The organism is Streptomyces sp. NPDC005820 (assembly GCF_040630255.1).
Taxonomy (GTDB): Bacteria; Actinomycetota; Actinomycetes; order Streptomycetales; family Streptomycetaceae; genus Streptomyces.
The window spans coordinates 1-11,743 of the sequence record NZ_JBEXXE010000040.1; the positions used below are offsets into that span (position 1 = coordinate 1).

The 11,743-nt window shown below is 73.4% G+C and carries 13 protein-coding genes; 3 read left to right on the forward strand and 10 right to left on the reverse strand.

Annotated features, from left to right (window positions below):
- Positions 1 to 47: 47 nt before the first annotated feature.
- The 8 genes from ABZ464_RS37805 to ABZ464_RS37840 form a co-directional block, all read right to left on the reverse strand.
- A complete protein-coding gene (locus ABZ464_RS37805; protein WP_359285282.1) occupies positions 48 to 962 on the reverse strand; it encodes an NADP-dependent oxidoreductase in 915 nt (304 codons plus the stop codon).
- Between the two features lie 139 nt (positions 963 to 1,101).
- The gene (locus ABZ464_RS37810) at positions 1,102 to 2,298 is read right to left on the reverse strand and encodes a cytochrome P450 (protein WP_359285284.1); all 1,197 of its coding nucleotides are present in this window, start codon (positions 2,296 to 2,298) and stop codon (positions 1,102 to 1,104) included.
- Between the two features lie 150 nt (positions 2,299 to 2,448).
- A complete protein-coding gene (locus ABZ464_RS37815; protein ID WP_359285287.1) occupies positions 2,449 to 3,825 on the reverse strand; it encodes a nucleotide pyrophosphatase/phosphodiesterase family protein in 1,377 nt (458 codons plus the stop codon).
- Positions 3,822 to 5,027 (reverse strand): metabolite traffic protein EboE, encoded by a 1,206-nt coding sequence (gene eboE / locus ABZ464_RS37820; protein WP_359285290.1) that lies wholly within the window; start codon positions 5,025 to 5,027, stop codon positions 3,822 to 3,824. The genes ABZ464_RS37815 and eboE overlap by 4 nt, the downstream gene beginning before the upstream one ends.
- Before the next feature lie 7 nt (positions 5,028 to 5,034).
- Positions 5,035 to 5,889 (reverse strand): TatD family hydrolase, encoded by an 855-nt coding sequence (locus tag ABZ464_RS37825; protein ID WP_359285501.1) that lies wholly within the window; start codon positions 5,887 to 5,889, stop codon positions 5,035 to 5,037.
- On the reverse strand, positions 5,889 to 6,620 hold the full coding sequence (locus tag ABZ464_RS37830; protein ID WP_359285292.1) for an EboA domain-containing protein: 732 nt from the start codon (positions 6,618 to 6,620) through the stop codon (positions 5,889 to 5,891). Before ABZ464_RS37830 ends, ABZ464_RS37825 begins: the two co-directional genes overlap by 1 nt.
- A gap of 86 nt (positions 6,621 to 6,706) precedes the next feature.
- Positions 6,707 to 7,567 (reverse strand): sugar phosphate isomerase/epimerase family protein, encoded by an 861-nt coding sequence (locus ABZ464_RS37835; protein ID WP_359285294.1) that lies wholly within the window; start codon positions 7,565 to 7,567, stop codon positions 6,707 to 6,709.
- Positions 7,564 to 8,499 carry an SCO3242 family prenyltransferase gene (locus ABZ464_RS37840; RefSeq protein ID WP_359285297.1) on the reverse strand — a complete coding sequence of 312 codons (936 nt, stop codon included), beginning with the start codon at positions 8,497 to 8,499 and terminating at the stop codon, positions 7,564 to 7,566. The genes ABZ464_RS37835 and ABZ464_RS37840 overlap by 4 nt, the downstream gene beginning before the upstream one ends.
- A gap of 327 nt (positions 8,500 to 8,826) precedes the next feature.
- Here ABZ464_RS37840 and ABZ464_RS37845 point away from each other — a divergent pair, with 327 nt between their 5' ends.
- Positions 8,827 to 9,207, forward strand: coding sequence for a BlaI/MecI/CopY family transcriptional regulator (locus tag ABZ464_RS37845; protein ID WP_359285298.1), 381 nt, complete (start codon positions 8,827 to 8,829; stop codon positions 9,205 to 9,207).
- A gap of 19 nt (positions 9,208 to 9,226) precedes the next feature.
- Positions 9,227 to 10,159 (forward strand): M56 family metallopeptidase, encoded by a 933-nt coding sequence (locus ABZ464_RS37850; protein ID WP_359285301.1) that lies wholly within the window; start codon positions 9,227 to 9,229, stop codon positions 10,157 to 10,159.
- 57 nt (positions 10,160 to 10,216) lie between these two features.
- Here the strand turns inward: ABZ464_RS37850 and ABZ464_RS37855 are convergent, their stop codons facing one another.
- On the reverse strand, positions 10,217 to 10,672 hold the full coding sequence (locus tag ABZ464_RS37855) for a TerB family tellurite resistance protein (protein WP_359000353.1): 456 nt from the start codon (positions 10,670 to 10,672) through the stop codon (positions 10,217 to 10,219).
- A gap of 147 nt (positions 10,673 to 10,819) precedes the next feature.
- Positions 10,820 to 11,086: a GlsB/YeaQ/YmgE family stress response membrane protein gene (locus tag ABZ464_RS37860; protein ID WP_359285303.1), complete on the reverse strand. Its 267-nt coding sequence runs from the start codon at positions 11,084 to 11,086 to the stop codon at positions 10,820 to 10,822.
- A 270-nt stretch (positions 11,087 to 11,356) separates the two neighbouring features.
- Here ABZ464_RS37860 and ABZ464_RS37865 point away from each other — a divergent pair, with 270 nt between their 5' ends.
- Positions 11,357 to 11,719, forward strand: coding sequence for a metalloregulator ArsR/SmtB family transcription factor (locus ABZ464_RS37865; protein ID WP_359285306.1), 363 nt, complete (start codon positions 11,357 to 11,359; stop codon positions 11,717 to 11,719).
- The last annotated feature ends 24 nt before the right edge of the window (positions 11,720 to 11,743 follow it).

Below are 11,743 nucleotides of genomic sequence, written 5' to 3' on the forward strand. Positions count from 1 at the left end.
GTGCGGGGTGGCCCCCCCCCCCCCGGCCCCCACCGCTCACACGTGTCCTACTCGGGCAGGATCACCAGCTTGCCGTTGACGTGGCCCGACTGGCTCGCGTCGAGTGCCGCGGCCGCCTCGCCGAGGCCGTAGGTGCGCGAGATCGGCACGTGGAGGTGACCGTTCTCGACCAGGGCCATGAGCTCATGAAGGACCTGGGTGCCGGCCGGCTGACCGCTGTGGACCTGGACACCTGCGCCGGCGGCGTCGAACGCCACGATGGTCAGGACCCGCTCCGGGCCTCCCGCAAGTTCGATCGAGTCCGGGATCTCGCCGCGGCCGGAGGCGTCCAGCACCGCGTCGACGCCGTTCGGCGCGACGGCCCGCACCCGGTCGACGAGGCCTTCGCCATAGACGACGGGTACGGCGCCGAGCTCACGCAGCAGACCGTGGTTGCGCTCACCGGCGGTGCCGATCACCCGCGCGCCACGGGCCACGGCCAGCTGCACCGCGAAGCTGCCCACGCCGCCCGAGGCGGCATGGATCAGCAGCGTCTCCCCCTCGGAGACCTTGAGCCGGTCGATCACGGCCCACGCGGTACCGCCCGCACCGGAGAGGCTGCCGGCCACGGCCCAGGGGACGGTGGTGGGCCTGGCGGCCAGCTTCGCGGGATCGGCCAGGGCGAACTGGGCGAAGGACGGCGTGCTCGAACTGCCGAACACCTCGTCCCCGACGCTGAGCCCGGTCACCCCCTCACCGACCGCGTCCACTACGCCGGCCACGTCGCTGCCCAGGCCGGAGGGCAGCTCGAGAGGAATCTGGTCGCGCATCCAGCCCTGGAGGACCTTCCAGTCGAAGGGATTCACGCCGGCCGCGCGCACGGCCAGGCGTACCTGGCCCGGTCCCGGCGTCGGGGGCGGCACCGGCACGACACGCAGGCCGCCGGTGCCGCCGTACGAGGAGAACTGCACTGCGAGAGACATGTCTGTGGACTCCGTCCTCACCAGAAAGTTGATACATCAACCTTAAATCCATCCTAGGCCGAGCCCGGGTCCCCCCACAACTGCAGTAGCCGCCCGGAGACCGGCCGATCGCACGGGGGTCGCCCGAACCCGTCCTCCGTCACCAGGTCACGGCCAGCTCCGACACCCCGTGGATCGCGCGGCCCTCGAACGCGTGCCGCTCCGGTGGTGGGCCGGCCAGGCGCAGGCCGGGGAGCCGGTCGAAGAGCATGGGCAGCGCGGTCTGGAGTTCGGCGCGGGCGAGCGACTGGCCGAGGCAGTGGTGGAGGCCGTGGCCGAAGGCCAGGTGGCGGCCGGCGTCCCGGGTGAGGTCGAGGGTGTCGGGGTCGCCGAAGACCGCGGGGTCCCGGTTCGCGGACTGGAGCGCGACGACCACGCCCTCGCCGGCGCGGACCGTCACCCCGCCGATCTCGACGTCCTCGGTGGCGATGCGGCGCAGCCCGATGTGGACGACGGTGAGGTAGCGCAGCAGTTCCTCGACCGCGCCCGGTACGAGGGTGTCGTCGGCGCGCAGGGCGGCCAGCTGGTCGGGGTGGCGCAGCAGGGCGACGACGCCGAGCGAGAGCATGCTCGCGGTCGTCTCGTGCCCGGCGATGAGGAGCTGGACCAGCAGCCCGGCCGCCTCCGCCGCCGTGGCCTCACCGGTGGCGACCCGCTCGACGGCGAGCTTGCTCATCAGATCGTCGCCGGGTTCCCGCGACTTGGCCGCCAGCAGCTCCTGGAGGTAGCCGAAGAGGGCCGCCCAGCCGGCCCGCATCGCCTCCGGCCCCGCCGTGACGGTGGCGAACGCGGCCGCGTGCCGGTGGATGAACTCCCGGTCGGCGTACGGCACTCCGAGCAGTTCGCAGATGACGAGGAGGGGGAGGGGCAGGGTGAAGTGCTCGACGAGGTCGGCGGGTCGCCCCTTCTCGACCAGGCCGTCGAGGAGTTCGCCGGTGATCCGCCGGACGGCGGGCCTGAGCTGTTCGACCCGGCGGAAGGCGAACTCGGGGATCAGCATGCGCCGCAGCCGGGTGTGGTCCGGCGGGTCCATGGCGAAGAGCTGGCCCGGGGTGGGCGGCGGGGGCGTCGGCTGGAGACCGGGGAAGCCCGGCCGGACGTTCCGCGCGCTGAACCGCGGATCGCCGAGGACGGCACGGGCGTCCTCGTGCCGGGTGACGAGCCAGGGGTGGGTGTCGCCCCACAGGGTGATCCTGGCCAGGGGCCGGTCGGTGATCCAGCGCCCGTACTCGGCCGCGGGGTCGAGGAGGGGGCGGTGGCGGGGGAGGGGCGGCGGCGGGGTGTCCGTCGGCTGCATGTGGGGGGCTCCAGGGGCGAGGAGTCAGGGGCGAGATGCCAGGGGCGAGATGCCAGGGGCGAGATGCCAGGAGCGAGATGTCAGGGGCGAGATGCCAGGAGCGAGGAGTCAGGGGCAGAGATGGCAGGGGCAGATGTCAGGGGCGAGGTGTCAGGCAGGGGTGATGCCGGCCAGGTCGAGGAGCAGGTCCTTGACCTCGGTCGCGGCGATCCGGTCCCGCGCGGCGCCGGGCCGCGAGCACAGCAGGACGGGGCTGTCCTGCGGGTCCTCCGGCAGCCGGCCGTGGCTGCCGCGGACACCCGAGGGGTCCAGGGGGACGGTCCGGATGCGGTACCGCAGGCCGGCCTTCTTGCGCGCGACCTGGGCGACGGCGCGTGCCTTGACGCCGGGGACGGTGGGGTCGTAGAGGAGTTCGGCGGGGTCGTAGCCGGGTTTGCGGTGGATCTCGACCTGGCGGGCGAAGTCCGGGGCGCGCTCGTCGTCCAGCCAGTAGTAGTACGTGAACCAGGCGTCGGACTCCGCCACCGCGACCAGCTCGCCCGAGCGTTCGTGCGCCAGCCCGTGCCGGGCCTTGCCCTGCTCGTCGAGCACCTCGTCCACCCCGTCGAGGCCGGCGACGATCTCGGCGGTCTTGGCGAGGTCGGCCGGGTCGCGGACGTAGACGTGGGCGATCTGGTGGTCGGCGACCGCGAACGCGCGGGACGTCATCGGGTCGAGGTACTCCATCCCGTCCTGGGTGTGGACCTCCAGCAGCCCGGCCCGGCGCAGCGCGCGGTTGATGTCGACCGGGCGGGACGCGGGCGCGATGCCGTACTCGCTCAGGACCACGACGGTGGCGTCCTCACGGCGGAAGTGCTCCAGCAGGGGGCGCAGCGCGTCGTCGAGGCGACGGGCCTCGCGCGCCGACTGCGGGGAGCCGGGGCCGGAGCGCTGGGGCTCGTAGTCGAGGTGCGGTACGTAGACCAGGGTCAGATCGGGGCGGTGCTCGTCGAAGATCTGGCGGGCGGCGGCGAGGATCCACTGGCTGGAGGGCATGCCCGCGTTGGGGCCCCAGTAGGTGAACAGGGGGAACGGGCCCAGTCTGTCGGTGAGTTCGTCGTGAAGCGCGGGCGGCCGGGTGTAGCAGTCGGGTTCCTTGCGGCCGTCGGAGTAGTAGACGGGGCGCGGGGTGACGGTGAAGTCCACATCGGCGCCCATGGCGTACCACCAGCAGACGTTGGCGACCGTGTAGCCGGGCCGGGCGCGGCGGGCGGTGTGCCACAGCTTCTCGCCGCCGACCAGGGCGTTGTGCTGGCGCCACAGCAGGACCTCGCCGAGGTCCCGGAAGTACCAGCCGTTGCCCACGACACCGTGCTCGGAGGGTGGGGCGCCGGTGAGGAGGGTGGACTGCACCGAGCAGGTCACGGCGGGCAGGACGGTGTCCAGCCGTGCCTGGAAGCCCTGTCGGGCGAGGGCGGAGACGGCCGGCATGTGGCGCAGCAGACGGGGGGTGAGGCCGACGATGTCGAGGACGACGAGTCTCGTCATGAAACGGGCTCCTTTCGGGGGCGGGCGGCACGGGCCGCTTCGACGAGGCCGAGTTCGGTGAACCGGGCGCGAGCCCAGTCCAGTTCGGCGGCGATTCCCGCGACGAGACCCTCGCGGTCGTGCGGCCTCAGCTGTTCGGGCAGGACGGACCAGGTGTAGGTCTCGACCTCGACGTGGTCGCAGACCGCCCGCGGGCCGCCGAGCAACTCCCCCAGGGCCGTGGTGAGTTCGCTTGCGGTGGTGCTCAGGGGCGGTTCGGGCGCGGCGTGCAGGGGCGCGTGGAAGTGCACCCGCCAGGGGGAGCCGGGGTCCAGACCGCCGGCCAGGGCGTCCGGGAGGTCGTCCACTCCGAGAACGGTGTCGGTGCCGCGCGGGGCGGTGCGCGTCTGGTGCAGGAAGCGGGGTTCGGCGAACCGGGCGAGGGCCCGGCGGGCCTCGGGGTCGGCGGGGTCGTCGGCCTGCAGGGCGCTGGAGGCCTGCACCTTGACGACCGGGAGACCGGCGTCGGCGAGGCGGCGCAGCGCCTGTGCCGGTTCCTCGAACTGCACGGCGAGATGACAGGTGTCCAGGCAGACGCCGAGCCGCTCGGGGTCCAGTCCGCCGAGTTCACGGGCGGCCTGCACGGTGTTCTCCACCACGCAGCCCGGCTCGGGCTCGAAGCCGACCCGGATCGCCCGGCCCGTGTCCCGCTCCAACGCCGCCAGCCGCGAGGCTAGTTGGTCCAGGGCGCGGCGGGCGGTGTCGCGCGCCCCGGCCGGCCAGGGGGTGCGCCAGGCCAGCGGCAGGGTGGAGACGCTGCCGCGCCGCGCGTCCTCGGGGAGCAGCCCGGCGAGGACCCGGGCGCAGTCGACGGTGTAGCGCAGCCGGGCGGGGTCGGTCCAGTCGGGCAGGTAGACGTCCTTCTTGACCACCTCGCGGTGGAAGCCCTCGTAGGGGAAGGCGTTGAGGGTGACGGTCTCCAGGCCGCGCGCGGTCAGCTCGGCGCGCAGCCGGCGGACCGCGTCGGGGCGGGCGGACAGCTCGGTGACCACGTCCCGGGCCAGCCACAGCCCGATGCCGAGCAGATCGGCGCCGAGGGCCTCCCGGACCGGCTCGGCGTGGGAGGCGAGCTGGCGCACCACTCCGTCCAGGTCCTCGGCCTGGTGGACGTTGCTGCAGTAGGCGAGGTGGACGGTCGTGCCGTCGCCGTGCCGGAAGCGCACCGCGGGCTCACTCCCCGCCGCGCTTGATCGAGTTGCCCTCGAACAGAACGGAGTCGTCGGGCTTGACGTCCTCGAGGTCGAGCCGGCCGCTCTGCCCGTAGAAGGCCACCGGGTTGCGCCACATCACCTGGTCGACGCTGTCCTCGTCGAAGCCGGCGGCCAGCATCGCGTCGGCGGTCCTGCGGGTCTTCAGGGGGTCGCTGCGGCCCCAGTCGGCGGCGGAGTTGACCAGCATCCGCGCGGTGCCGTGCTCCTGGAGGATCCGCACCATGCGGTCCTCGCTCATCTTGGTGTCCGGGTAGATGGAGAAGCCCATCCAGCAGCCGCTGTCGGCGACCATGGCGACGGTGAGTTCGTTGAGGTGGTCGACGAGGACGTGCTCGGGCGGGATGCCGGACTCGCGGACCACGTCGAGGGTGCGGCGGGTGCCGACGGCCTTGTCCCGGTGCGGGGTGTGCACCAGCACCGGGAGTCCGTGCTCGACGGCGAGGGCCAGCTGGCGGGCCAGCGCCTCGTCCTCCTCGGGGGTCATGGAGTCGTAGCCGATCTCCCCGACGGCCACGACCCGGTCCTTGGCGAGATAGCGCGGCAGCACGTCCAACACCCCTTGGCAGCGGGGGTCGTTGGCCTCCTTCGGATTGAGGGCGATCGTGCAGAAGTGCTGGATGCCGAACTGCGCCGCGCGGTACGGCTCCCAGCCGAGCAGCGCGTCGAAGTAGTCGGTGAAGCTGTCCACCGAGGTGCGCGGCTGGCCGAGCCAGAACGACGGCTCCACCACCGCCCGGACCCCGGCCGCGTACAGGGCCTCGTAGTCGTCGGTGGTGCGGGAGGTCATGTGGATGTGGGGGTCGAAGATACGCATCATGCGGCTCCTGCGGGCGTGGTGGCGGAGAAGGCGGCGAGGGCCCGTACGGCCGCGTCGCGGCGGTCGGGCGAGGACGACTCGGTCTCGGCGGGCAGCCCGGAGGCCTCCAGCGTGCCGGGGTGGGCGCGCACGACGGGCCAGACGTCGGCCGGCACGTCACGGCCCGCGGCGACCCGCTCATGGGCGAAGTCGGCCAGCATGCGGGCGAGTTCGCGGTCCGCGCGCTCCGCGAGGCCCGCGATCCGGGCGAGGGGGATGCCGCAGAAGACGCTCTTCAGCACGGCGTGTCGGTAGCTCTCGGCGTCCAGGTGGCGTGCGGCGTACGGTCCGAGGGCCGCCGCGATCAGCTCGGTGTCGTTGCTGCGCAGTGCCGCCCGCACCAGCGGCAGCCCCAGATCGGCGAAGGACGGGTCCGTGTCCTCCAGCAGGGCAAGGGAGAGCAGCACCGCCCGCTGTTCGGCGGAGTCGCCGTACCGGTGGAGGGCGGTGATCTCCTCGGCGAGCGCCGCTCCGCCGAGCGGCAGGGCGGCGAGCAGCCGGGCGCGGGCGGCGTCCGCCACCGTCCAGCCGGCGATCAGCGGTTCGCGCCCGCAGCGCCGGCCGACGGCCGGGAAGACGGCGCGCACCGCCGCCGGCTCCTCGCGCACCCGGGCGACCGCGTCGGCCAGCCAGTCGTGTGCGTCGGCGGTGAGCCGGTGGTCGAGGGCGGCGGGGATACGGGGGTCCACGGCACATGCCTCCTATGTCGGATGTGCGTGCGGCGACGGCCGCACCGGGAGCGGGGATCGAGGGGCGTCGGAGGACCGCCGGACCGTCAGAACGGCTCGGCGGTCCTGAGGAAATCCAGTGAGCGGCGGGCGACTTCGGGGGCGTTCAGGGACGCGCCCTGGATCTCCACCGAGACGGGTCCGCGGTAGCCGAAGGCCTTCAACGCGGCCAGGACGGGCGGGAAGTCGATCTCGCCCGTGCCGAGTTCGAGGTGGCGGTGCACCCCGCGCCGCATGTCCTCGATCTGCACGTTGACCAGGTGCGGTGCCGCCAGTGCGACACAGTCGAGGAGGGGCAGGTCCTCGACGCAGTGGGCGTGGCCGATGTCGAGCGTGACGCCGAACAGGTCGGGTTCGCCGAGCCGTCGGCGCAGGTCCAGCACCCGCTGCACGGTGTCGACGAACATGTGGGGCTCGGGCTCGAACCCGAGCGCCACCCCGTGCTCGCGGGCGACCTCCAGGGCCTCCTCGCAGCCTGCGGCCAGCCGCTTCCAGGCCTCCTCCGCGGGCACGCCCTCGGGTGTCGGCCCGCTGGCCAGCTGGACGGCCGGGGCGCCGAGGTCGGCCGCGATGCGCACGGCCCGCGCGAGGAGGTCCAGGCGCCGTTCGGCGCCGGGTGCGCACATGAGGGTGGGGGTGTGTCCCCGCCAGGGGTCGAGCAGATACGGCGCGCCGGTCTCCACCATGACGGCGAGCCCCAACCGGTCCAGTTTCCCTGCCAGTCGACCGACCCGGCGGGCCAGGTCCGGGGCGAAGGGGTCGAGGTGGCCGTGGTCCAGGGTGAGCCCGACCGAGTCGTAGCCGAGGTCGGCGAGGACGGTCAGGGCGTCGTCGAGACGGTGGTGGGCGAAGCCGTTGGTCCCGAAGCCGTAGCGCAGTCGTGGGGGCGGGGAGGGCGGGGCGCTCATGTGGGCGACACCTTCCGCGCCAGTCTGCGGGCCGTCGGATGTGCCGCGGCGAGCAGACCGGCCAGGCCCGGGGCGCCGCCGCTCGCGGTGAGCGCCGCCTGCAGGGGCATCAGCGACAGGATCCCGGCGCCGACGGCCTGCCGGACGTTCGCCGCGGACGGGGTACGGACGGCCCGCACCTGCGCGCCGCCGTACGTGGTCAGATACGCGAGTGCCCCGGCGGCGGCACCTATTCGGGACGCCCGCCCTTCGGGCCTCCCGCGTCCGGTGCGCCGTAATGCGGGAAGCACCCCGGTGAAGGGAAGCACCCCCGCGGCGAGGGCGGTGGCCGCGCTGCCGACCAGCGTCGCGGCCGGTACGGAGCGGGGCGCGCCCGTCACCTCGTGGCGGCTGAGCGCGGTGACGGTGTAGGTGTGCCCGCCGACCAGCAGGGCGGCCGGGAGCGCCGCGGTCCTGCGGCCGGGCTCGGCTCCGGCCAGCACGTTCAGCGCCCGCGCCCCCGCCATCGCGGCGGGCCCGGCGGCGGTGGACTTCAGGCGCAGGTCGTACGCCCAGACCAGCCCGGTGAGCGGCACCGCCACCCCGAGCGCGGCGCGCCCGCCGGCCAGGGCGGCCAGACCGAGGCCCGCGGCGGTCAGACCGCAGGCGGTGGCCAGGGCGGTGCGGCGGGCGACCCGGCCGGAGGGCAGGGGGCGTTCGGGGCGTTCCACCGCGTCGACGGTCGCGTCCGCGTAGTCGTTGAGCGCCATTCCGGCCCAGTAGAGGGCGACGGACGACGCCATCGTGGCGGCGGTACGGGGCCGGACGCGCCCGGTGCTCGCGACCGCGCCGGCGAGCACGTCTCCGGGCACGCTCAGCGCGGCGGGCAGGCGGACGAGGGTCGCCAGATCGGCGAGACGGGGGGAACGCGAGACGTCGTTCGGGCCTTGCATGATCGAACACCCTACGCCCGCTGCTTTAACCTTCAGATACCTTCTCTTCGCCATTTGTGTGAAGACTCTGTGTGTGCGACGGATCGAACAACACCCCTGCCGGGCAAGGGACTTGATGCCGTTCCGACCCGGCCGGACCGACCTCCGCGCGTACGGCGGCCGCGGCGTCGAGGGGCGGCGCGGGGCGTCCGGGTCCCCTTCTTCCGGCCGGTCTTCTACGCTGGTGTAGTCGACCGGGGCGGCGGTGCGCGGTGCGTCGGGGTGGACCGGGGGCGTCGATACGGTGTCCGGCCGGAGAAGCGCCGGCGGCGGAAGGGAGACAAGGGCGTGATGGACGACCGGCAGGGTCCGCGGCGGCGCAGACAGGGCGAACTGGAGGCGCTGGTGCTGTCTGTGCTGGGCGAGGCGGAGGAGCCGGTGAGCGCGGGGTGGGTGCAGGAGCGCCTCGGCGACGACCTCGCCTATACGACGGTGATCACGATCCTGACCCGGCTGCTGGCCAAGGGCGTGGTGACCCGGGAGCGGGCGGGTCGGTCCTTCGTCTGGACGCCGGCCTCGGACCAGGCGGGTCTCGCGGCGCATCGGATGCGCCGGGTGCTGGACGCGGAGAGCGACCGTGAGGCGGTGCTCGCCAGCTTCGTCACCGGTCTGGGTCCGGACGACGAGCGGCTGCTGCGGGAGCTGCTGGGTCGTTCCGGAAACGAGTGAAGGGGAAGGCCCGGGCCCTATGGGGGTGTTCGTCTTTTTGCCGCTGGTGCTGCCGTTGACGGCGTGGCCGGTGGCGCGCCTGGCGGAGCAGCATCTGCATCCGCGCGCCGCGACCCGGCTGCTGTCGGGGGTGGCGGTGGTGATGGCCGTGTGCAGCACGGTGTGTCTGGGGCTGGTCATGGTGGTGGGCACGGCCCAGTTGCCGGGCAATCCGCTGCCGGACGGGTGGTCGGATCCCGAGGTGCGCGCGGCGGTGCCGTACGACGAGGTGGCCGGGAAGGCGGCCATCCCCGCGCTGTTCGCGGTGCTCGTGGCCTGCGGTCGGACCCTGTGGCGGCACGGGCGCTTACGGCGCGGGGCGCACCGCGCGCTGGCCGGGCTGCCGGGTACCGAGGTGGTCGTCCTGCCCGACGGGGTGCCGTACGCCTATGCGCTGCCCGGAGGCCGCCGGGCCCGCGTGGTCGTGACAACCGCCCTGCTGCACTGCCTCGAACCGGCCGAGCGCCGGGCCCTGTTCGCCCATGAGCGCGCCCATCTGAGGGCCGGGCACCACCGGTTCCTGCTGGCGGTACGGCTCGCGGCCCGCGCCAACCCGTTCCTGAGGCCGCTGCGCACCGCCGTGTCCTGCACGACGGAGCGGTGGGCGGACGAGGACGCGGCCCAGGCGGTGGGCAGCCGCCGTACCGTGGCGCGGGCGATCGGCAAGGCGGCCCTGGTCTCCCGGGGGACCCCCGCGCCCACGCTGGCGGGCTTCGCCGCGCCGGGACCGGTGCCGCGCCGGGTGGCGGCCCTCCTCGGCCCGGCCCCGGCCGGACCCAACTGGCCCTCGGCGTTCACCGCCGTGGGCCTGGCAGCGTGGGGCGCCGCCGCCGGCACGGCCGCCTCCGCGATGTCCTCGGCGAACGCGGCGGTGACCATGGTCCTGATTCTGCACGCCGCGACACCCCTGTAGGGGGCTGGGCCGTCACCGGTCCCCCCGGCCGCCGCCCCGCCCCGCCCCCCTGGTCGGTCAGAGGTCGAACTCGTGCGGGGGCAGGTCGAGGGTGAAGCAGGCCTCGCGGACGACCGCCTGCTCGGTCTTGTCGAAGTCGCCGTCGGCGCCGCCGATGACGATGCCGATCTGGATGACGGCACGGGCCTCGGCGGGCTTCTTCTTGGCCTTGGCGATCTCCTGGAGCACGCTCACCTTGCCGAAGTCGAAGTCGGCGGTCAGCTTGTTCAGGTTGTCGTCGAAACGGCGCTGCAGATCGGTGGCGTCGAAGTTCTGCAACACCTCGTTGGTGGCGATGAGCTGGGCCACACGGCGCCGCTCGGACGGGTCGATGGTGCCGTCGGCGGCGGCGACCAGGGCACACATCGCCATGCTCGCGTCGCGGAAGGCGCCGCTCTTGAGGTCGTTCTTCTTCGCCACGAGCTGTGTCTGCATCGTCGACGCGGATTCCTTGATGCGGTCCCACAGGGCCATGAGAACTCCATACGGTCGGTCGGGGCCGGCCGCTCCGGGTGCGGCCGTCAACCCTTCAATATCTACAACAACGTAGAAACTTACGGGTGGTCGGACAAGTTCCCGTTGTTTCCGAAAGGTTCACCACCGGCACCACGGCGGCGCCGCTCAGCTCCGCGAGTTGCCGAACAGCAGGCGGTAGGCGACGAGGAGGACCAGGGAGCCGCCGATGGCCGCGCCCCAGGTGTAGAGGTCGAAGAACTGGTTCTCCACCGGGCGGTCGAGGAAGCGGGAGGAGAGCCAGCCGCCGACGAAGGCCCCCGCGACGCCGATGAGCGTGGTGCCGATCAGGCCGCCCGGGTCGCGGCCGGGCAGCAGGACCTTGGCGATGGCTCCGGCGAACAGGCCGAGGATGATCCAGCCGATGATGCCCATGTCGTCATGTCTCCAGTCGGGTCGGTCGGGTGACACCCGTTCCGCATGGTGGGTTGCGTATTTGCGCAAGCCTAAAGATGACATGGAGGGCGGGGCGAGCCCGCACAGGCCACTGCGCCTGAGTCGTCGCGGTTCTGTCACTCATTCAGGACATTGCGCAAACCGCCAAGCGGAGACGGCTCCTTCGGCGGCTTCCGGTGCCCGTGCCGACGCCTACACTGGGTACCCGGGCGTGCGTCGGTGGTGACGCGGAGGGGACGGGAGAGGGCTGTGGCAACCAGCGTCGATCGCTTCGAGGACCCGTCCGCCGAGGTGCTCGACGAGGCGGCCGCCGCGTTCGGACTCCTCGCCGCTCCGGCCCGGCTGCATCTCATGTGGGCCCTGTCCCAGGGCGAGAGCGACGTCACCCGCCTCGCCGACCGCGTCGGCGGCGCGCTCCCCGCGGTCAGCCAGCATCTGGCGAAGCTGAAGCTCGCCGGACTCGTGGGCTCCCGCCGTGAGGGCCGGCGCCAGGTGTACTACGTCGACGACCCGGACGTCGTCACCGTGGTGCGCGTGATGGTCGGCCAACTGACCGCCCGCTCACACCGGACCACCACACCGGTACGACGACTGCACGCCCCCGGCGACTGACACCGCCTCCCGGCGACTGACACC

Coding starts and splice junctions, on each gene's coding strand:
- ABZ464_RS37810 (WP_359285284.1), bottom strand. CDS start 2,298: ATGCAGCCGACGGACACCCCGCCGCCGCCCCTCCCCCGCCACCGCCCC.
- ABZ464_RS37860 (WP_359285303.1), bottom strand. CDS start 11,086: ATGGGCATCATCGGCTGGATCATCCTCGGCCTGTTCGCCGGAGCCATC.
- ABZ464_RS37805 (WP_359285282.1), bottom strand. CDS start 962: ATGTCTCTCGCAGTGCAGTTCTCCTCGTACGGCGGCACCGGCGGCCTG.
- ABZ464_RS37855 (WP_359000353.1), bottom strand. CDS start 10,672: ATGGCCCTGTGGGACCGCATCAAGGAATCCGCGTCGACGATGCAGACA.
- ABZ464_RS37835 (WP_359285294.1), bottom strand. CDS start 7,567: ATGAGCGCCCCGCCCTCCCCGCCCCCACGACTGCGCTACGGCTTCGGG.
- ABZ464_RS37840 (WP_359285297.1), bottom strand. CDS start 8,499: ATGCAAGGCCCGAACGACGTCTCGCGTTCCCCCCGTCTCGCCGATCTG.
- ABZ464_RS37815 (WP_359285287.1), bottom strand. CDS start 3,825: ATGACGAGACTCGTCGTCCTCGACATCGTCGGCCTCACCCCCCGTCTG.
- ABZ464_RS37825 (WP_359285501.1), bottom strand. CDS start 5,889: ATGCGTATCTTCGACCCCCACATCCACATGACCTCCCGCACCACCGAC.
- ABZ464_RS37850 (WP_359285301.1), top strand. CDS start 9,227: ATGGGGGTGTTCGTCTTTTTGCCGCTGGTGCTGCCGTTGACGGCGTGG.